Origin of the sequence: Mesorhizobium shonense, from assembly GCF_040545255.1 — a bacterium.
In the GTDB taxonomy this organism is placed as follows: domain Bacteria; phylum Pseudomonadota; class Alphaproteobacteria; order Rhizobiales; family Rhizobiaceae; genus Mesorhizobium; species Mesorhizobium shonense.
In genome coordinates this window covers 13,110-32,469 of sequence record NZ_JBEPLM010000011.1, presented here as the reverse complement: position 1 = coordinate 32,469, position 19,360 = coordinate 13,110, and the positions used below count along the sequence as shown (strand labels likewise).

The window sequence follows — 19,360 nt, the reverse complement described above, 5'->3', positions numbered from 1 at the left end:
AGCTGATAAGAGACCTCATGGACGTCGTCGTCGTCGAATCGCCGGCCAAGGCAAAGACAATCAACAAATATCTGGGCAAGAACTATAAGGTCCTGGCCTCGTTCGGCCATGTCCGCGATCTTCCGGCCAAGGACGGCTCGGTGCGCCCCGACGAGGACTTTGCCATGTCCTGGTCGGTCGACACCGCCTCCGGCAAGCGCCTCGCCGACATCGCCAAGGCGGTCAAGGACGCCGACGGGCTGATCCTCGCCACCGACCCGGATCGCGAAGGCGAGGCGATTTCCTGGCATGTGCTGGAAGTGCTCAGGCAGAAGCGCGCGCTGAAGGACAAGCCGGTCAGCCGCGTCGTCTTCAACGCCATCACCAAGGCTTCCGTGTTGGAAGCCATGGCCAATCCGCGCCAGATCGATGCGCCGCTGGTCGATGCCTATCTCGCCCGCCGCGCGCTCGATTATCTGGTCGGCTTCACGCTCTCGCCGGTGCTGTGGCGCAAGCTGCCGGGCGCTCGCTCCGCCGGCCGCGTCCAGTCGGTGGCGCTGCGCCTCGTCAGCGACCGCGAATCCGAGATCGAGCGCTTCATCCGCGAGGAATACTGGCAGATCGCCGCCATTCTCAACACGCCGCGCAACGACAGCTTCGAGGCGAGGCTGACCGCCTATGCCGGCAAGAAGCTGCAAAAACTCGACATCGCCAATAAGGCGCAGGCCGACGACATCAAGGCGATGCTGGAAGGCGCGACCTTCAAGGCCTTGTCGGTCGAAGCCAAGCCCACCAAGCGCAATCCGGGTCCGCCTTTCACCACCTCGACGCTGCAGCAGGCCGCCTCCTCGCGGCTCGGCTTCTCGGCCAACGGCACCATGCAGGTCGCCCAGAAGCTCTATGAAGGCATGGATGTCGGCGGCGAGACCGCCGGTCTCATCACCTATATGCGAACCGACGGCGTGCAGATGGCGCCTGAGGCGATCGAGGCCGCGCGCGATGCCATCGTCAGCGAATTCGGCGCAAAGTACCTGCCTGAAAAGCCACGTTTCTACACAACGAAGGCCAAGAATGCCCAGGAAGCGCACGAGGCGATTCGCCCGACCGATTTCAAGCGCACGCCGGCATCGGTCCGGCAATATCTCGATGCCGACCAGGCGCGGCTTTACGAGCTGATCTGGAAGCGCGCTATCGCCAGCCAAATGCAGCCGGCCGAGATCGAGCGCACTACGGTCGAGATCGAGGCCGCCAACGGCGCCCGCACCGCCGAGCTGCGCGCGGTGGGCTCGGTCGTGCGCTTCGACGGCTTCATCGCCGCCTACACAGACCAGAAGGACGAGGACGCCGAGGACGAGGAAAGCCGCCGCCTGCCCGAGATCCGAGCCGATGAGCAGCTTGCCCGGGAGGAGATCAATGCCACTCAGCACACGACCGAGCCGCCGCCGCGCTACTCCGAGGCGTCGCTGATCAAGAAGCTGGAAGAGCTCGGCATCGGCCGGCCCTCGACCTACACGGCAATCCTGAAGACGCTGGAGGACCGCGACTACGTCGCCATCGACCGGCGCAAGCTGGTGCCGCAGGCGAAGGGACGGCTGCTTTCTGCCTTCCTCGAAAGCTTCTTCGAGCGCTATGTCGAATATGATTTCACCGCTTCGCTCGAGGAAAAGCTCGACGAGATTTCCGACGGCAAGCTCGCCTGGAAAGACGTGCTGCGCGACTTCTGGAAGGATTTTTCCGGCGCCGTCGACGACATCAAGGAACTCCGCGTCGCCGACGTGCTCGATGCGCTGAACGACGAGCTGGCGCCGCTGGTGTTCCCGGCGCGGGAAGATGGCTCGAACCCGCGCATCTGCCCGAAATGCGGCACCGGCAACCTGTCGCTGAAGCTCGGCAAGTTCGGCGCCTTCGTCGGCTGCTCGAACTATCCGGAATGCTCCTACACCCGCCAGCTTGGCGACGCCGCCAATCCCAATGGCGAGAACGGCAATGGCGAGGACGGCGTCAGGCTGCTCGGCAAGGATCCGTACACGGCCGAGGAGATCACGCTGCGCAGCGGCCGCTTCGGCCCCTATATCCAGCGCGGCGAAGGCAAGGACGCCAAGCGTTCCAGCCTGCCCAAGGGCTGGACGGCAGAATCGATCGACCATGAGAAGGCGATCGCGCTGTTGTCGTTGCCGCGCGACGTCGGCAAGCATCCGGAGACCGGTAAGATGATTTCGGCCGGCCTCGGACGCTACGGGCCCTTCGTGCTGCACGACGGCACCTATGCGAATCTCGAAAGCATCGAGGACGTGTTCTCGATCGGCTTGAACCGCGCCGTCTCGGTGATCGCCGAGAAGCAGCAAAAGGGCAAGGGCCGCAACGGCGCCACGCCCGCGGCGCTGAAGGAGCTTGGCGACCATCCCGACGGCGGCGGCAAGATCGTCGTGCGCGACGGCAAGTACGGCCCCTATGTCAACTACGGCAAGGTCAATGCGACGCTGCCCAAGGGCAAGGACCCGCAGTCGGTGACGATGGAAGAGGCGCTCGCCTTGATCGCCGAGAAGGAAGCCAAGGGCGGAGGCGGCAAGAAGCCGTTCCGCCGGGCGGCGAAGAAAGGATAGCAGGACGTGGCGCGTAGGATCTCCGGAAGAAGCCACGGCGATCCGCGCAGCGCCGACACCCGGGCCAAGGTCAAGGACGACTACCGGCCCTCGCGTGACGAAATCCTGCGCTACATCGCCGAAAATCCCGATCGCTCCGGAAAGCGCGAGATCGCCAAGGCCTTCGCGCTGCGCGGCGAGGACCGCATCTGGCTGAAGGACCTGCTGCGCGACCTTCAGGACGAAGGCCTGCTGACCAAGGAACGTAAGCGCCTCACCCGTGCGGGCGCCTTGCCCCACGTCGCCGTGCTCGACATTGTCGGTCGCGACGCCGATGGCGTGCTGCTCGCCAATCCGAGCGAATATACCGGCGCAGGCTCGCCGCCCGTCATCGCCATCCGCATGTCGCGCGGCGCCAGTGGCCCTGTCCCCGGCATCGGCGACCGCGTGCTCGCCAAGACCTTCCCGACCGACGACCCATCCGGCCCTGCTTACACCGGGCGGGTCATGAAAATCTTCGAGAAGCGCAGCGAAGCAGTGCTCGGCGTCTTCCGCGTGCTGAAGGACGGTTCTTTCCGCATCGAGCCGGTAGAGCGGCGCCAGCCCGAACTGATCGTCGACAAAGAATTCCAGAACGGCGCCAAAAACGGCGATCTGGTCGAGGTCGAGCCAGCGCGTGCCTCGCGCTATGGCCTGCCCCGCGCCAAGGTGTTGGCGGTGCTTGGCTCGCTGACCAGCGAGAAGGCGGTCTCGATGATCGCCATCCACGCCCACGACATCCCGCATATCTTTCCGGCCGACGTGATCGCCGAAGCCGAGGCGGCGAAGCCCGCGGCGCTTGCCGGCCGCGAGGACTGGCGCGATTTGCCGCTAGTCACCATCGACCCGGCCGACGCCAAGGACCATGACGACGCCGTCTTCTCCACGCCCGACACGGACGAAAAAAACCCGGGCGGCATCATAGCCACCGTGGCGATCGCCGATGTCGCCGCCTATATCCGCTACGGCACGCCGCTCGACCGCGAGGCGCTGAAACGCGGCAATTCGGTCTATTTCCCGGACCGTGTCGTGCCGATGCTGCCCGAGCGCATCTCCAACGATCTTTGCTCGCTGCGGGAAGGCGAGGACCGTCCGGCCATTGCCGTGCGCATGACCTTTTCCGCGGAAGGCCGCAAGCTTAGGCACTCCTTCCATCGCGTCATGATGAAATCGGCGGCCAAGCTCGCCTACCCGCAGGCGCAAGCGGCGATCGACGGCGTGCCGGACGACAAGACCGGGCCGATCCTCGATAGCGTTCTGAAGCCGCTGTGGGACGCCTATGCAGTGCTGAAGCGCGGCCGCAATGCCCGCCAGCCGCTGGAGCTCGACCTGCCGGAACGCAAGATCCTGCTCAAGCCCGACGGCACCGTCGACCGCGTTGTCGTGCCGGAGCGCCTCGACGCCCACAAGCTCATCGAGGAATTCATGATCCAGGCCAACGTCGCGGCCGCCGAGACACTCGAAGGCAAGAAGGAGCCTCTCGTCTTTCGCATTCACGACGCGCCTTCTCTGGCCAAGCAGGAATCGTTGCGCGAGTTCCTACAAACGCTTGGCCTGTCGCTGGCGCGCGGCGCGCAGATGCGGCCAGGGCAGTTCAACGGCATTCTGGAGCGCGTGCGCGGCGCCGACAACGAGGCGCTGGTCAACGAGGTGGTACTGCGCTCGCAGAGCCAAGCCGAATATTCGCCGAAGAATATCGGCCATTTCGGGCTTAATCTCAGGCGCTACGCGCATTTCACCTCGCCTATCCGCCGCTATGCGGATCTCATCGTGCATCGCGGACTGATCGCCGCGCTCGGCCTCGGTCCCGGCGGCCTGACCCAGCAGGAGGCCGACCGGCTGGAGGAAGTCGCAGCACTCATCTCGGCCACCGAACGCCGCGCCATGGCCGCCGAACGCGATACCGTCGACCGGCTGATCGCGGCTTACCTGGCCGAGCGCATCAACGACACCTTCGACGCGCGTATCTCCGGCGTCACCAAGGCGGGACTCTTTGTCCAATTGCCGCAATACGGCGCGGATGGTTTCATCCCGGTGTCAAGTTTGAACGGCGACTACTATATCTACGACGAAACCGCTCGATCGCTGTTCGGGGAACGCACCGGCAAGGGTTACCAGCTTGCAGACCGCGTCGAGGTTCGGCTGCTCGAGGTCGCGCCGATGGCCGGCGCGATGCGTTTCGAGATGCTGAGCGACCCGAAGCCGCTGCCAGGCTCGCGACGGTCGTTCCACAAGGCCAAGGGCCGCGCCCGCGCATCGCAGTCGCGTTTCGGGCCTCGCGGCAGGAGAAGGTGATGCCAAAGGAATTTGGTATGGAACAACAGGTTTTCGGCGGCGAGCATCACTCCGGCCGCGCCGCGCGTCCGCTGTGGACGGCGATCAAGCGCGGCATGCTCGGCCGCTGCCCGCATTGCGGTAAAGGCAAGCTGTTCCGCGCCTTCACCAAGTCCGTCGACACATGCAGCGTCTGCGGCGAGGAGCTCCATCACCATCGCGCCGACGACCTCCCCGCCTATCTGGTGATCGTCATCGTCGGCCATATCGTGGTTGGCGCCTTCATGACCGTGGAGGCGACCTCGACGCTGACGCTGTGGCAGCACGCGCTGATCTGGGTGCCGCTGACCTTTGGCCTGGCCGTCGCGCTGCTGCAGCCGGTCAAGGGCGCCGTCATCGGTCTGCAATGGGCGCTCTATATGCACGGCTTCAGCGGCGAGAAGGACGAGCTTGAACCGCATTCCTAGGCCTGGAGCGGCTCAGCCAACGCCGTCCGCTCCAAACATCTGTTTTTACGCAATTTCGGACGGAAAACCGCTGCGCACCTTTCCTGGAATTGCGATCTTGCCTGTCACAATTCCGGACGGAAAACCGCTACGCACCTTTCCTGGAATTGCTCCAGCAGCGACGTTTCGTCCGAGGCTGGTGCAAAGATACGAACCCGCAAGCCACTTTCGCATTCCAGAAGTTTCCGCTAGGTCGAGCCCATGGAAGGAATGACCAAGGCGGATGTCGATAAACTCGATAAAGGCTTGGCCGTGCACGGCGGTCGGCCGCTTCGTCCGCGCGATGCCGCAACCTTGATCCTGCTGGACCGGAGCGGCAGCGACGTTCTGGTGCTGATGGGCCGGCGCCATGCCGGCCACGCCTTCATGCCCGGAAAATTCGTCTTCCCCGGCGGCCGAACCGACCCCGCAGACAGCCGCATTCCGGTGGCTGCCCCGCTGCACCGCGAGGAAGAAACCAGGCTTGCCAGCGGCCCCCGCCGCGCGAGCACCGCGCGGGCGCGCGCCATCGCCTTGTCGGCAATCCGTGAGACCTACGAGGAAGCCGGCCTGCTGATCGGCCGCAAGGGCCCGTTCGCGACCGCCAAGCGTGACTGGCAGGGTTTCGTCGAACACGGCGTGATACCGTCGCTGGGCGCCTTGCGCTTCATCGCCCGCGCCATCACTCCGCCCAACCGCGTGCGCCGCTTCGACACCCGCTTCTTCAGCGCCTGGCGCGAGGACGTCGCCGTGGAATTGCCGGAGGGCGGCCCGACCAACGAGCTGGAAGAGCTCGTCTGGCTGCCGCTCGCGGAAGCCCGCAAGGCCGACATTCCCGACATCACCCGCATGATCCTGGAAGAACTGGAAAAGCGGCTCGCCCACGATCCCTTGCTGCGTCCGGGCGGCGCAGTGCCGTTCTTCTGGCTCGTCCGAAACCGCTTCGTCCGCGAAGTCCTTTAGAAACAGAGCATCCATATCCCATGACGGTCGATACCCAGCAAAAGGGCGACGAACGCGTACACTGGCTGCCGATGATCGCGGCGATCTCCTCGATCAGCGTGGTCGGCATCGCTATCGGCCTCGGCATGCCGCTGCTCAGCGTCATCCTCGAAACGCGCGGCCACTCGGCCTCGATGATCGGCCTCAACACGGCGGTCGCCGGCCTCGCCTCGATCGCCGGCGCGCCGCTTGCCACGCCGCTCGCCATGCGGCTCGGCGTCGCCTGGACAATGCTTTTGATGATTGCCGCCGGCGCGCTTGCCTTCGTCGGTTTCCATTTCGCGCCCGCCTTCTGGATGTGGTTCCCGCTGCGCGTCGCGCTGCACATCTCGCTGACGGTGCTGTTCATCCTGTCGGAATTCTGGATCAGCACCTCGGCGCCGCCGCATCGTCGCGGCCTAGTGCTCGGCATCTACGCCACGGTGCTGTCGCTGGGTTTCGCCGCCGGCCCCTGGCTATTTGCCCATCTCGGCTCGAGCGGCTTCCTGCCGTTCGGCGTCACCATAGCGCTGGTGACGCTCGCGGCCATTCCGGTGCTCGCTGCCCGCAACGAGAGCCCGGCGATCGTCGCCGACGGCGAAACCAGCCATTTCCTGCGCTACGTCTGGCTGGTGCCGACCGCGACCTTCGCCGTGCTGGTGTTCGGCGCCGTCGAGACCGGCGGCTTCTCGCTATTCCCCGTCTACGGCAACCGGATCGGCTATTCCGAGGCCGACGCCGCGCTGCTGCTCACCATGATCGGCCTCGGCAACGTGCTCCTGCAGATCCCGATCGGCATGATCAGCGACCGCATCTCCGACCGCCGCTATCTGCTCCTGGCCTGCGCCACGGTCGGGCTCATCGGCACCGTCTTCATGCCTTTCTTCGCCCAGAATTGGCACCTGATGGCGGCTCTTCTGTTTGTCTGGGGCGGCGTGGTCGCCGCCATGTACACGATTGGGCTTGCCCATCTCGGCTCGCAGCTTTCCGGCCATGAGCTCGCCTCCGCCAACGCCGCCTTCGTGCTCTGCTATGGCGTCGGCATGGTGATCGGCCCACAGGCGATCGGCATCGGCATGGACGCCTTCGGCCCCTCGGGCTTCGGCTGGTCGCTCGCGTTGTTTTTTGCCGCTTATATGCTCCTGGTCTTGGTCCGGTTGGTGCGAAAGATTCTCTAGAGCATGATGCCGAAAAGTGTGAAGCGGTTTTCGGACGACATCATGCTCTATCTCTTTGATTTAGAGCCGGATTCAGATTTCAGGTCGACTCGACCTGAAATCATCCGGCTCTAGCGAGAAATATCGCCGGTCATCGGGCTATGCTGACATCACCGTGTCAGCAGCACCCCTGCTATACCCTCGCTCCAATGCAGGTATAGCGAGGAGAGATCGGATGATCGACAGCGGCTTTGAAACCAAATCCCTCAGGATGGAACTGCTTCTGCTCGTCACCTTCCAGGCGCCGGCTGCCGATGTCGAGCGCATCATGGAGGCCGTGGTGGCGATCGCGCCGCTGCGCATGGGCGAATATGACGGCAACGCCTACCAGTCGGCGCAAGGCATAGAGCGCTACCGGCCGCTGGAAGGCGCTGCCGCGGGCGCCGAGATCGAATTGCGCCGGCGGCCGGGCACGGTCGAGGTGTCGTTCGAACTGCCCGACGACCAGGGGCTTGCCGCGCGCGTCGTCGAGGCCATATTCCAGGCTCACTCCTATCAGGAGCCGGTCATCCGCATCCAGCCGCTGCTGACCAGCCGTTCCAAGGGCCTCGACGACCGCGCCAATCCGAACCGTTGGTGGAACACGACAGGCGACTGGAAGACCGCGCCGCGCCCGGAAACGATAGCCGCCGAGTGACATCGGAGCCGAGTTCGCCGCCGGAGGAAGTTGCCTATGAATGACGAGGCAGACCGCGTGCCGGCGCGCGATCCTCAGGACCTGGCGCGGTTGTTGGTTTCTCGCGAGCAGGCGGGAGACGCCGAAGGAATGGCGGCCCTCTACGAGCCCGATGCCGTCCTCGATATCGGCGGCGGACAGCTGGCCCGCGGCAGGGATGCTATCCGCGCGTTCTACGCTGAGTTGGTGGCAGCCGGGCAGAGGTTTGAGCTTGGTGATCAGCGCCCGGCTATCGTCAACGGAGATCTGGCGTTCACTTCCACGCGCCTTCACGATGGTACCGTGACTGTGGAAATTGCCCGCCGGCAAGGTGACGGAACATGGCTGTGGGTGATCGATCAGCCGTCGATTCTCCCATGAGCTAAGGCTCGGCACTCGAAGCCAAGACACCGCCCGAGAGCCCTCGGGCTTGACTTTCCGGGCGCGTTCTTTATGTGTCGCGCCAAGTTTCCCGCGTCCGGGTGTTTTCCCCGTGCTCCAGCGGCCAAAACTCCACGAACATTAACGGACGAACATCATGGCCAAAGCCGCAAACATCAAGATCAAGCTTCTGTCGACCGCCGACACCGGTTTCTTCTACGTGACCAGCAAGAACAGCCGCACCAAGACGGACAAGCTGTCGTTCCGCAAGTACGACCCGGTCGCCAAGAAGCACGTCGAATTCAAGGAAACCAAGATCAAGTAATCTGGTTCATCCTGAAATGCCGAAACGCCGCCCACTCGGGCGGCGTTTTTGTTTGGCGGCATTTGTGATTCGCGGCAACCTAAGCAGGTACCGCTGGCTTGGCTCCCTACTTCCCTTGCAGGAAATCCATGATCGGTGGGAAGGTGAGGAGAATCCCGACAAGGAGCAGCGCAAACGCGGCGACATTGACCCTGCCCATTGCCACTGTCTTGTATCCCCAACGCCGGGCGAAGATGAACCACGCCACCAGCCAGACGATGATGGCGACGGTCGTTACCCCGGAAAGTGCTCCTGACGGCTTGTAGAAGGTCAGCAAGCTGTTGATGGCCTTCGATGCGTCGCCGGCGAGAGCCAGGATGCCGATGGCGGCGCAACCGATGCCTGCAGCCAGAATGGCTGCCGCCCCGGGACCATTGGGTATGCTTTCAGGGATCGTTTCCACGGGTTGACTTTGGCCGACGACCGGCTTCTGCGAAATGGTCATGGCTGTTCTCCTTCAGGCTGCGCGGCCGATGGCTGCACTCCAGGTGTTTGGGCTGGTGCTTGCGCTCCCTCCGGCTGCTCTCCTTGTATCAATACGATCGATTGGCCACCGCGGACGGGAGCGTATTTGTTGAGGAACGCACCCAGCGCACCGGCTGCGCCCGTCGCGAAGAAGGCCGCGACCGCAAAGGCCAGCACCGAGATGCGCATGCTCCGGTGTTGAACGATCGCTCGTCCGTACTTCATGGTGACATAGGCCACCATGGTCATTGCTATTGGCGCCAGCCAAGCGACATGCTCTTTCCATTCCATGCCGAGAGAATGCCACTCAGATGTTCTCGGGCTCGACAGGAGAAGGCTCCGCGGATAGCTCGAAAGATCGGTCACCCCGGCCGGTGGAACGGCGCGATACCATGGATAGACGCTGTAGGCGCCGGAGAACACAGTGAGCCAGGAGAGAACCACCATCGCAACAAGCCAAAAGTTGAGCAGCGACTGTTCCCTTGTGCTCATTGGCGGCGCCCCTGGTGCTGACATTCTATAGAGACCGGCAATGGCGCCGGAAAATGCGAGCATGAAAAGGGCGCCGAAACCCATTCCATGCAGCACCGTCATCAGATCGCGAGTGGTGATTTCCATCGATTGTCTCCTTCCCTTTACCCCCTCCGTTTTTGCTTTCTAATTTAGTTGATCATTATAGAGAGACGGACACAGCCTTTATTGACGTGGATCAAAAAATTAGCCGGCTTGCGGAAGCCTAGATTTCCCGTGTCACCCGCATCTCGACGGCGACTGGCTCAACGCCACACTGTGAGTGGTCCGATATCAGCGGGATGCCTGGTTCGGGGCCGGTCGGGTGGTGCGGGTCGAAGGGCTCGGTCGATGTCGCGCTCAAGCTCTAAGAGGGCGTGAGGCTGCCCGGCTCCTACCAGCGGAATTGCTGCTCGGCAGCGACCAGGGCACGATCCCGCGCGGCCTTGCGATCGATCCGATCGGGCAATTCTTCACAACGCCCGTCGACAACGGCGCGTTTGGCTTCAAGTCTCCGAAGGCCCGGATACCGGACTTTGGCTGGAGCCTGACGTCATCTTTTGGAAAAAAGGGGGCCGGTCGGCGGTTGGCAGCGGTACGAGGAGGCCACTATGTGCCAGCGCCGGCCGGCCGACCCCACGGACCCAGGAGATGCGGCGGACCTGAGCATCATGGGGTATTTTTCGGATCGAGCCGGGCAGTCTACCCTCGTGCCGGCTTCGTCTTCGGTCTATGCGAAGCAGATTTGCGCAAGAACGTATGAAAATCAACCATTTCTTAACCACGGCTCGCGAATCGCTTGGGTTAAGGTAAATTCCTAACCTTGCCGGATGACCGGATATTAGCTGCCTCTACAATGCATATCGCTCAAAAGTATGTGGCGGCTTTGAGAAAACGGCATGCATAAATCAAAAGGCCTAAGACGCGTCGCCTGAATCCGTTTCAGCGCAACGCGCTTCAAAAGCATGTCTCCCGAAAGTGGGAACCGGTTTCGGGACAAAGGTGTGCGTAAAATCAAACCTAAAGTGCATCCAGCGATCTGAAGGATAGCGACGCGCTTTAGGCGGCCTTGGCGACAACCCGGTTGCGGCCGCCGCTCTTGGCCTCGTAGAGCGCAAGGTCGGCACGCTTCATCAGCGCCGCGACCGTATCGGCTCCTTTCAGCACCGATGACACGCCCACGCTGACTGTCACTTCAATCGTCTTCCCTTCGGTTCCGATTGCAAATGGCAGCTGTGCGATCTCGGCACGGATGCGTTCGGCCACCTTCTCGGCAATCAGCCCATCGGTGTCCGGCATGACCACGACGAACTCCTCGCCGCCGAACCGGCAGGCGAGATCGATGCCGCGCACGTTCTTGCGCAGCCGCCTGGCGAATTCGCGCAGCACGTCGTCGCCGCCATCATGGCCGTGGGCGTCGTTGATGGATTTGAAGCGGTCGAGATCGGTGATCATTACCGACAGCGGTCGCCGCCGCGCCACAGCGCGGTCGAACAGTGTCTGCAGGTGGCTGTCGAGGTAGCGGCGGTTGTGCAGACCGGTCAGTCCGTCGGTCACCGCCATCTCGATCGTCTGGGTAACGCTGGCGCGCAGCTGGTCGTTGTAGCGCTTGCGCCGCACCTGCGTGCGCAGGCGCGCCGTCAGCTCGTGCTGGTCGATCGGCCGTGTCAGATAGTCGTTGATGCCGAGTTCGAGGCCGCGGATGATCCGGCCCTCCTCGCCCTCGTCGGCCAAAAGGATGATCGGCAGGAAGCGGGTGCGATCGAGCGAGCGCAGTTGCGAACAGAGTCTCAGCGCATCGAAGTCGGCGAAAGCCGTCGAGATCAGCACGCACTCATAGGCTGTTTCGGCGGCCTGGAAGAAGCCGGCATTCGGATCGGTCGCGACATCGAGCTCGGCGCTGCCGCGCAGCATCTTCCGGATGCGCTCGATCGACGACTTGCGCTCGTCGACCAGAAGCACCTTGGGCTTGGTGTCTTCCGTCGCGAAGTTGCGGCTGAGCAATTCCTCGATGCCGATGTTGCGCGTGGTCGAGGCGCGCAGGCGCAGCTCGTCGGTCAGCGACTTCAGCCGGACCAGGCTCTTCACCCGCGTCATCAGCTGCAGGTCGTTGACCGGCTTGGTGAGGAAATCGTCGGCGCCGGCCTCGAGGCCGCGCACCCGGTCCGATACCTGGTCAAGCGCGGTAATCATGACGACCGGGATATGCGAGGTCGCCGGATCGCTCTTCAGCCGCTTGCAGACCTCGAACCCGTCCATGCCGGGCATCATCACGTCGAGCAGCACCACATCGACCTTGCCGTTCTCGCAGGTCTCGATGGCGTCCGGGCCGTTGCCGGCCGTCAGCACCTCGAAATATTCGGCCAGCAGCCGAACCTCCAGCAGCCGCACATTGGCGGGGATGTCATCGACGACGAGGATCCGCGCGGTCATCTCAAAGGCTCCGGCTCGGCATCAGGCATCGCCCAGGTAGGATTTGATCGTCTCGATGAAGCGCGGCACCGAGATCGGCTTGGAAATATAGGCCTCGCATCCGCCCTGGCGGATGCGCTCCTCGTCGCCCTTCATCGCGAAGGCGGTGACCGCGATCACCGGGATCGAATGCAATTCGTCGTCTTCCTTCAGCCATTTGGTCACTTCCAGGCCCGACACCTCGGGCAGCTGGATATCCATCAGGATCAGGTCCGGCCGGTGCTGGCGCGCTAGGTCCAGCGCTTCCAGGCCATTTCGCGTGCGGACCGTCTCGTAACCGCTGGCTTCGATGAGGTCCCGAAAGAGCTTCATATTGAGCTCATTGTCCTCGACGATCATGACCTTCTTAGCCATCAATTTCCCGTCCCGACCGCCTTCGAAGCCGAAGACCGCCGTTATGCGTCCCTTCCGGATCGCACCCAACCCTTTTTCACTCTACGCCAATATCATTGACGAAACGGAAACCGGACGTTGGAAAAGCGCCGGGATTCCATCTGCGGGTGCAGGAGCTGAAGCGGCTGAGACTTGCCGCAAGCGACGCTTGCCATTACTGCGGAGCAAAGACTCACATCCACACCGATAAAAGGTAATGATGGCAAACGCAGCGTCAATGCGCGAGGAGGCGGAAACCCTTGCCGTCAGGGCGTTAGGCTTCGTCGCCGCCGATCCGGAGCTTCTGCCCCGCTTCCTGGCAATCACCGGCATCGAGGCGCATTCGATCAGAAGGGCGGCTGAAGAGCCTGGCTTCCTTGCCGGCGTGCTGCAGTTCATCCTCGCCCACGAGCCGACGCTTTTGCGCTTCGCCGAGGAGACCGGCACGCCGCCGGCCGCTATCGGCAAGGCCTTGCGGGCGCTGCCGCTCGGCAATGACGATCACGATCGCTCGACATGAGCGACGATCCCGAAACCACGCGCCAGATCGAGGAGTTGGCCGCCGACGACCGGCCGCTGTTGGTGCTCGACGTCGACGATGTCGTGCTCGAATTCGTCCGACCCTTTCCGCATTTCCTGAAAACGCGCGGCTTCCGGCTGACGCTCGCCTCCTTCCGCCTGACCGGCAACATCGCCGAGACGGCATCCGGCCGGCTGATCGAGCAGGCCGAGGTCACGGCCCTTCTCGGCGATTTCTTCGATGTCCAGGCCGATTGGCAAAGCATCACCGACGGCGCCGCGGAGGCGCTGGCGACGCTCGGCCAGCGTGCCGAGATCGTGCTCCTGACCGCCATGCTGCACAAGCATCGCGCCGTGCGCCGGGCGCATCTCGACGCGCTTGGCCTGAACTACCCGTTGCTGACCACGGAAATGGCGAAAGGGCCGGCCATCGCCAAGCTGCGCGGCGCCAAAGGCAGGCCTGTCGCCTTCGTCGATGACCAGCCGTCCAATCTGATGTCGGCGCGCAACGCGGTCGCCGATGCGAACCTCTTCCACCTGATGGCGGACAATTCGCTGCGCGCCTTCCTGCCGCCGACGCCAGACGACATCGTCTCGGTCGAGAACTGGCGCGAGGCGGCCCCGAAGATCGCGAGCGCGCTGGGGCTTTAGCGAGCGTTCAGGGCTGCAGTTTTGCCCCTGCTCCGCCATTGTCGCCGCCGTCCGAATCGTCGCCTCCGGTTGAATTGTCCGTTCCGTTCGCGCCGTCATCGCCGTTCGAATTGTCGTCCTGACCCGCGCTGTCGTCCTGGACAGCATCAGCGCCTTTCAACATGGCGCCGTTGACCGTGACGGATCCATCGGCCTTGGTGTTGATCACCCACTCCAGCCGGCCGTCCGGCAGCGTTTTGCCAAAACCTTTGACGGCCAAAGCAAACGGGAAGGCCTGCGCCATTTGCTCATCGCTCTTGGCGCCCTCCTGCAGCGCCTGCACGATCTTGTCGTAGCCCGCGACATCGACGGTCATGGTCGCATCCGGCTTTTTGCCCGGAAACGTCATCTCGCCTTCCATAGCGACCTCGATGTCGCCGTTCTTCACCGTGCTGTGTCCGAGCACGAATTTGGGCGTCTTGGCCAGGAAATCGGCGACCAGAGCGTCGCCGAATTGATCCGACAGCGGCGGATTCTTATTGAGATCAAAGGCTTCGATCGCTTTCTTCGCCATGGTGTCGAGATCGATGTTGGCGCCGCCGAAGTTGAGGTCGACATCCGTCGGCAGCAGCACGACGCTCCAGCCGGGCAGCGTCTGCTGCGGGATCGTCAGACCGGAGGCCTTGATCGCGTAGTCGACTTTGCCGTTCTGGGAGACGCCGTCCATGCCGAACGCGGTGCTGAACTGCTTGGCCCCGAATTTGCCGACGGGGCTCTCCACCTCGAAATCCTTGAAGCCGTAGTTGCCGTCGATCCTTTCCCAGACGGGCAGCGCGGCCTGCAGAAGCGTCTTGAGCTCTGCCTGGTTGGCCTTGAGCTTGGCTTCGTCCTCGTTGGCCACGGCAAAGGCAAGCAGGTCGAGCAACGGCTTCGTCCGCACACCCTTGCCGTGCGCATCCACCGACAGTTCCGGCGTCCTCAGCGTGATCGGAAAATTCATTCCGTTGTCGGGATCGTCGATCTTGATCGTTTCGACGAAGCTCGAGACTTTCTGCGTCGCCGTGAAGTCGACGCCGCCATTTGCCGATTTGGTGGCCGCAATGGTCGCGGTGCCGGCGCCGGCGGTGACGTCGGCTTGCTGCTTGGCTTCCCGTGACGTCATCGTCATGCCGGCCATCGAGCTTGTGCCGCTGGTAAAGGCGGCAAGCCCCGGATCGTAGACGCCGGCGCCCTTGCCGTCCTTGATCGTGAATTGCATGCTTTGCGGACCTTCCGGCCCGTTGAATTCGAAGGACATGCTTTGCGAAAAATCCGAGGCGACGTCCCATGATCCGTCACTGCGCGGCTTCACAATCAAGGCATAGGGCGCCAAGTCGAATTTCAGCGGCTTTTGGTCCGGCAGGGCATCGACCAGCGCCTTGATGTCGAGCACAATTTTGTAGGCACCGCCTTCGGCCGAAACCCTGAGCACGCCCATATCGAACACTTGCTTGCCGAAATAGCGCGCCAGATTGTCGGAGAGCAGCTTCGCGCCCTGGCTGTCGACCGTCTGGGCCACAGCAGGCACGCTGAACGCAAGAGCTGCAACAACTGGCAAAATACGCTTCACGTCGGTTCTCCGTTCTCGGAAGGCGAAAATCGTTTCGTGCTTCTGGTAGGAAACAAGCGTTACAGCCGCAAGACGGCGACTGTACGCCAAAAGCCCGTGCCGCTAAAGCACCAGCCGCATCAGCGGCCGGCCGGGCTTGCGCTCCAGAAGCCTCTCGAACCCTGCCTTCTCGAACACCCGCGACGAGCCGACGAACAGCCCGATCGAGCGCGAGTCGCGCGAAAGATCGATCGGGCAGGCTTCCAGCAGCCTGGCGCCGTTGTCGCGGGCAAAGGCGATGCCGCCGTCGACGAGGCGATGGGTGATGCCCCTGCCCCGCGCCCTGACGCGGATGAAGAAGCAGGAGATCGCCCAGACGCTCGCGTCGCCGGCGTCCGCCGGATCGACCGGCGCCGAGCCCCTGCCCTGATTGTTCCATTCGGGCACGTCGGCGCGCGGCCCGATCTGCATCCAGCCGACCGCCTTGCCGTCCTCGAAAGCCAAAAGCCCCGGCGGCGGACCGGCTTCGATACGCGCCTTGATGTGGTCCTTGTTGCGCTCGCGGTCGCTGGCGCGGCGCTCCGCCGGCGTCAGCCGAAAATGCGTGCACCAGCAACCGTAACAGGCGCCTTGCTTGCCGAAGAGATCCTCGAAATCGGTCCAACGCTCTGGCGTAAGCGGCGCTATGGTCGTGCTCATGCGTTCTCCCCAGGCCAGCCTTGTTGCCGGCCTTGCGCTGTCGTACCATTGCGTTTGTTCTCTTTATGTTCGCAGCAATGGCGGCTCCTGTCAACAATCCCGAACACGGTTTCTGCCGCGACTGCCTGGCTATGCAGCGCAGCGAGACACGCCGCTGCGAGCGCTGCGGCAGTCCGCGTCTTGTCCGCCATCCCGAACTCTACCGGCTGCACATCGCCCATATCGACTGCGATGCCTTCTACGCGGCGATCGAAAAGCGCGACAATCCGGTGCTGAAGGACAAGCCGGTGATCGTCGGCGGCGGCCGGCGCGGCGTCGTCTCCACCGCCTGCTACATCGCCCGCATCCAGGGTGTGCGCTCGGCGATGCCCATGTTCAAGGCGCTCGAGGCCTGCCCCGAGGCCGTGGTCATTCCGCCCAACATGGAAAAATATGTCCAGGTCGGCCGCGAGGTGCGCGCGCTGATGCAGAAGCTGACGCCGCTGGTCGAGCCGCTTTCGATCGACGAGGCATTTCTCGACCTCGCCGGCACCGAGCGGCTGCACGGCATGCCGCCTGCGCTTGTGCTGGCGCGCTTCGCGCAGACGGTGGAAAAAGAACTCGGCATCACGGTTTCGGCCGGCCTTTCCTATTGCAAATTTCTGGCCAAGATCGCGTCGGACTTCCGCAAGCCGCGCGGCTTCTCGGTCATTGGCGAAGCGGAGGCGCCGAGCTTCCTCGCCGGACAGCCGGTGACGCTGATCTGGGGTGTCGGCAAGGCGCTGGCCGCAACGCTGGAGCGCGACGGCATTCGCACCATCTCCCAGCTGCAGCGCATGGAGCGCGGCGAGCTGATGCGGCGCTACGGCGTGATGGGCGACCGGCTCTACCGGCTTTCGCGCGGCGAGGACGACCGCCGCGTCGACCCCGACGGCGACGCCAAGAGTGTCTCGGCCGAAACCACCTTCGACACCGATATCGCCTCCTTGGCCGAACTGGTGCCGGTGTTGCGCGGCCTGTCGGAAAAAGTTTCGGCGCGGCTGAAGAAATCCGGCATTGCCGGGCGCACCGTGGTGCTGAAGCTGAAGACGCAGGATTTCAAGCTCCGCACCCGCAACCGCCAGCTTGGCGATCCGACACGGCTGGCCGACCGCATCTTCCAGACCGGGCTCGACCTGTTGCGCCGCGAGGCCGACGGCACGAAGTTCCGCCTGCTCGGCATCGGCGTCAGCGATCTCTCCGACGACGGCAAGGCCGATCCGCCAGACCTGGTCGACGTCCAGTCCCGCAAACGCGCGCTGGCCGAAACCGCCATCGACGAGCTGCGCGACAAGTTCGGCAGGAAGGCCGTCGAGACCGGTTACACTTTTGGCAAAGGCCGTGCCGCCAATCCGCCCGAGCCGCTCGAGGATTGAGACTGGCCCGGCATTCATGCAGGGATGATCAGCTGCGCTGCAAGTCGATCCGGCTCGTCACCATGGTCTTGCCGGTTTTTGGATCGGTGTCGGTCACCGTCAGCCGCATGCTGTCGCCGCCGGTCTTTTCTACAGTCAATTGCGCCTTGCGATCGCCGTTGACCTCCTTTGCCCAGCGAATGCCGAGATTGAGCGCGTTTCCCGAACGGCGCCCGTTCAACCGCGCCGGTCCCGTGCGCGAACCGATATAGACGCCGGTGTAGCCGGCGCCGCTGGCCTTGAGGTCGGCGCTGATCGCCCGCGTCATCAGGATCAATCCACGGCATTTGCCGTCGAGCGACAGCGAGGTCGAGGTGGCGCCGGATTTGAAGGTGCAGGCAATATTCACCGTCGGCGCACTGGCGCTCACCTTGAGGGTGCCGTTGCCGGCGAAGCTGCCCTGGAACGAGCGCAGGAAATCGGCATCGTCGGCGCGGGCGTCAGCCACTGTCGCCGTCAGGCAGCCGGCGAGCACAAACAGCATCATCGATTTCATTGGAAATCTCCCCCTCGGCATCGGACGTGCCAAAGCTTGCGAACACAACGACTCGGAACGCCTGCGACGGCCGCAGGTTCCGCCTTCAACATGACTGTTTTTTAACGCCGGTTTTTAACGCCGCCGGGCTGGCCCACACGAATGCGGCGACTAGCGGTTGCGGTCGCACGTCCGGCTTGCGAAATAGCGCGCATGACACCCGCTCCCTCGATCACCAAGGCCGCGCTCTGGATGGCGTTGTCGATCGCCTCCTTCCTGGCGATGTCGGTCGCCGGCCGCACCGCGACGGCCGCGCTCAATGTCTTCCAGGTGCTGGAGCTGCGCTCGGTGATCGGCTTTTTCATCCTGCTGCCGCTGGTGATGGCGGGGGGCGGCTTCAAGGCGATGCGCACAGAGCGCCCGCTCGCCCACGTCGCCCGCAACCTCGTCCACTATGCCGGCCAGGCCGCCTGGCTCTATGCGCTGACGTTGATTCCGCTGGCGGTGCTGATCTCGATCGAGTTCACGACCCCGATCTGGACCGCGATCCTGGCGGTGAGCTTTCTCGGCGAAAGGCTGTCGCGGCCGAGGCTGACGGCGATCATGCTGGGGTTGATCGGGGTGGTGATCATCGTGCGCCCTGGCGCGGGCTCCGTCGATCCCGGTCATCTCGTCGTGTTGGGGGCCGCGATGTGCTTCGGAGTCTCGGTGGTCATGGTCAAGTCGCTGACGCGAACCGACAGCGTCGTGCGCATCATCTTCTGGATGCTGATCATCCAGTCCGCGGTCGGCCTCGTCCCGGCGCTCTACGTCTGGCGCAACCCGGCGTTCGAACTCTGGCCGTCGATATTCCTGGTCGCCTTTACCGGCATGTCTTCGCATTACTGCATGGCGCGCGCGCTCAGCCACGCCGATGCGACCGTCATTTCGCCGATGGACTTCCTGCGCGTGCCGCTATCGGCGCTGATCGGCTGGCTGCTTTACAACGAGCAGATCGATATCTTCACCGCCGGCGGTGCCTTGCTGATCCTGACCGGCAACCTGCTCAACCTGCAGCGGAAAGCGCCGCAGCCCGCCGAAGTCGCCACCTCCTAGGCAGACGTGCGCGGATAGGTTTCGTCGTCCTTCTCGGTCTGTGGGGCGGCGTCGCTTTCGGGGATTCCGGACCATGGCTGCTTTGGGTGGGCCAACCGGCCCTTGGCCCGGCGTTCCCGGGCATCGGTGCAGCCGCTCTCGTCCT

At 63.6% G+C, this 19,360-nt stretch carries 19 protein-coding genes; 12 read left to right on the top strand and 7 right to left on the bottom strand.

The window, feature by feature from the left end; genetic code table 11:
* Nucleotides 1-17 precede the first annotated feature (17 nt).
* From topA to rpmG, 8 genes are all read left to right on the top strand, one after another.
* A complete protein-coding gene (gene topA / locus ABID26_RS24880) occupies nucleotides 18-2,582 on the top strand; it encodes a type I DNA topoisomerase (RefSeq protein ID WP_354416914.1) in 2,565 nt (854 codons plus the stop codon).
* A 6-nt stretch (nucleotides 2,583-2,588) separates the two neighbouring features.
* Nucleotides 2,589-4,895: a ribonuclease R gene (gene rnr, locus ABID26_RS24875; protein ID WP_354416913.1), complete on the top strand. Its 2,307-nt coding sequence runs from the start codon at nucleotides 2,589-2,591 to the stop codon at nucleotides 4,893-4,895.
* Nucleotides 4,895-5,341 carry a DUF983 domain-containing protein gene (locus tag ABID26_RS24870; protein ID WP_292298923.1) on the top strand — a complete coding sequence of 149 codons (447 nt, stop codon included), beginning with the start codon at nucleotides 4,895-4,897 and terminating at the stop codon, nucleotides 5,339-5,341. The genes rnr and ABID26_RS24870 overlap by 1 nt, the downstream gene beginning before the upstream one ends.
* A 240-nt stretch (nucleotides 5,342-5,581) precedes the next feature.
* Complete coding sequence (locus ABID26_RS24865; RefSeq protein ID WP_354416911.1) at nucleotides 5,582-6,322, top strand: NUDIX hydrolase; 741 nt, start codon at nucleotides 5,582-5,584, stop codon at nucleotides 6,320-6,322.
* 20 nt (nucleotides 6,323-6,342) lie between these two features.
* Nucleotides 6,343-7,518 (top strand): MFS transporter, encoded by a 1,176-nt coding sequence (locus ABID26_RS24860; protein WP_126099874.1) that lies wholly within the window; start codon nucleotides 6,343-6,345, stop codon nucleotides 7,516-7,518.
* A 214-nt stretch (nucleotides 7,519-7,732) separates the two neighbouring features.
* The gene (locus ABID26_RS24855; RefSeq protein WP_126099873.1) at nucleotides 7,733-8,194 is read left to right on the top strand and encodes a YqfO family protein; all 462 of its coding nucleotides are present in this window, start codon (nucleotides 7,733-7,735) and stop codon (nucleotides 8,192-8,194) included.
* A 36-nt stretch (nucleotides 8,195-8,230) separates the two neighbouring features.
* A complete protein-coding gene (locus ABID26_RS24850; protein WP_126099872.1) occupies nucleotides 8,231-8,593 on the top strand; it encodes a YybH family protein in 363 nt (120 codons plus the stop codon).
* Nucleotides 8,594-8,750: 157 nt separating this feature from the next.
* On the top strand, nucleotides 8,751-8,918 hold the full coding sequence (rpmG, locus tag ABID26_RS24845) for a 50S ribosomal protein L33 (protein WP_006201775.1): 168 nt from the start codon (nucleotides 8,751-8,753) through the stop codon (nucleotides 8,916-8,918).
* A gap of 106 nt (nucleotides 8,919-9,024) precedes the next feature.
* On the opposite strand, the gene ABID26_RS24840 is transcribed toward rpmG, so the two are convergent.
* The 4 genes from ABID26_RS24840 to ABID26_RS24825 all read right to left on the bottom strand — a co-directional run bounded on the left by ABID26_RS24840 (nucleotide 9,025) and on the right by ABID26_RS24825 (nucleotide 12,758).
* On the bottom strand, nucleotides 9,025-9,402 hold the full coding sequence (locus ABID26_RS24840; protein ID WP_126099871.1) for a hypothetical protein: 378 nt from the start codon (nucleotides 9,400-9,402) through the stop codon (nucleotides 9,025-9,027).
* The gene (locus tag ABID26_RS24835; RefSeq protein WP_210211880.1) at nucleotides 9,399-10,040 is read right to left on the bottom strand and encodes a hypothetical protein; all 642 of its coding nucleotides are present in this window, start codon (nucleotides 10,038-10,040) and stop codon (nucleotides 9,399-9,401) included. Before ABID26_RS24835 ends, ABID26_RS24840 begins: the two co-directional genes overlap by 4 nt.
* Before the next feature lie 951 nt (nucleotides 10,041-10,991).
* Nucleotides 10,992-12,365, bottom strand: coding sequence for a PleD family two-component system response regulator (locus ABID26_RS24830; protein WP_126099870.1), 1,374 nt, complete (start codon nucleotides 12,363-12,365; stop codon nucleotides 10,992-10,994).
* Between the two features lie 21 nt (nucleotides 12,366-12,386).
* Complete coding sequence (locus ABID26_RS24825) at nucleotides 12,387-12,758, bottom strand: response regulator (RefSeq protein WP_027166515.1); 372 nt, start codon at nucleotides 12,756-12,758, stop codon at nucleotides 12,387-12,389.
* 238 nt (nucleotides 12,759-12,996) lie between these two features.
* Between ABID26_RS24825 and ABID26_RS24820 the strand changes: the two genes are divergently transcribed.
* Together ABID26_RS24820 and ABID26_RS24815 are read left to right on the top strand one after the other, a co-directional pair.
* Nucleotides 12,997-13,296, top strand: coding sequence for a DUF3572 domain-containing protein (locus ABID26_RS24820; RefSeq protein WP_292344490.1), 300 nt, complete (start codon nucleotides 12,997-12,999; stop codon nucleotides 13,294-13,296).
* The gene (locus ABID26_RS24815) at nucleotides 13,293-13,946 is read left to right on the top strand and encodes a hypothetical protein (RefSeq protein ID WP_354416894.1); all 654 of its coding nucleotides are present in this window, start codon (nucleotides 13,293-13,295) and stop codon (nucleotides 13,944-13,946) included. Before ABID26_RS24820 ends, ABID26_RS24815 begins: the two co-directional genes overlap by 4 nt.
* A 7-nt stretch (nucleotides 13,947-13,953) precedes the next feature.
* Here the strand turns inward: ABID26_RS24815 and ABID26_RS24810 are convergent, their stop codons facing one another.
* Nucleotides 13,954-15,534 (bottom strand): hypothetical protein, encoded by a 1,581-nt coding sequence (locus ABID26_RS24810; RefSeq protein ID WP_354416892.1) that lies wholly within the window; start codon nucleotides 15,532-15,534, stop codon nucleotides 13,954-13,956.
* Between the two features lie 102 nt (nucleotides 15,535-15,636).
* Entirely contained in the window at nucleotides 15,637-16,212 is a 576-nt protein-coding gene (locus tag ABID26_RS24805) for a GNAT family N-acetyltransferase (protein WP_126099867.1), read from the bottom strand.
* 65 nt (nucleotides 16,213-16,277) lie between these two features.
* Between ABID26_RS24805 and ABID26_RS24800 the strand changes: the two genes are divergently transcribed.
* Entirely contained in the window at nucleotides 16,278-17,606 is a 1,329-nt protein-coding gene (locus ABID26_RS24800) for a DNA polymerase IV (RefSeq protein WP_292303713.1), read from the top strand.
* 28 nt (nucleotides 17,607-17,634) lie between these two features.
* On the opposite strand, the gene ABID26_RS24795 is transcribed toward ABID26_RS24800, so the two are convergent.
* The gene (locus tag ABID26_RS24795) at nucleotides 17,635-18,141 is read right to left on the bottom strand and encodes a hypothetical protein (RefSeq protein ID WP_126099866.1); all 507 of its coding nucleotides are present in this window, start codon (nucleotides 18,139-18,141) and stop codon (nucleotides 17,635-17,637) included.
* 192 nt (nucleotides 18,142-18,333) lie between these two features.
* On the opposite strand from ABID26_RS24795, the gene ABID26_RS24790 reads away from it, so the two are divergent.
* Nucleotides 18,334-19,215, top strand: a complete 882-nt coding sequence (locus ABID26_RS24790; protein WP_126099865.1) for a DMT family transporter — start codon at nucleotides 18,334-18,336, stop codon at nucleotides 19,213-19,215.
* The last annotated feature ends 145 nt before the right edge of the window (nucleotides 19,216-19,360 follow it).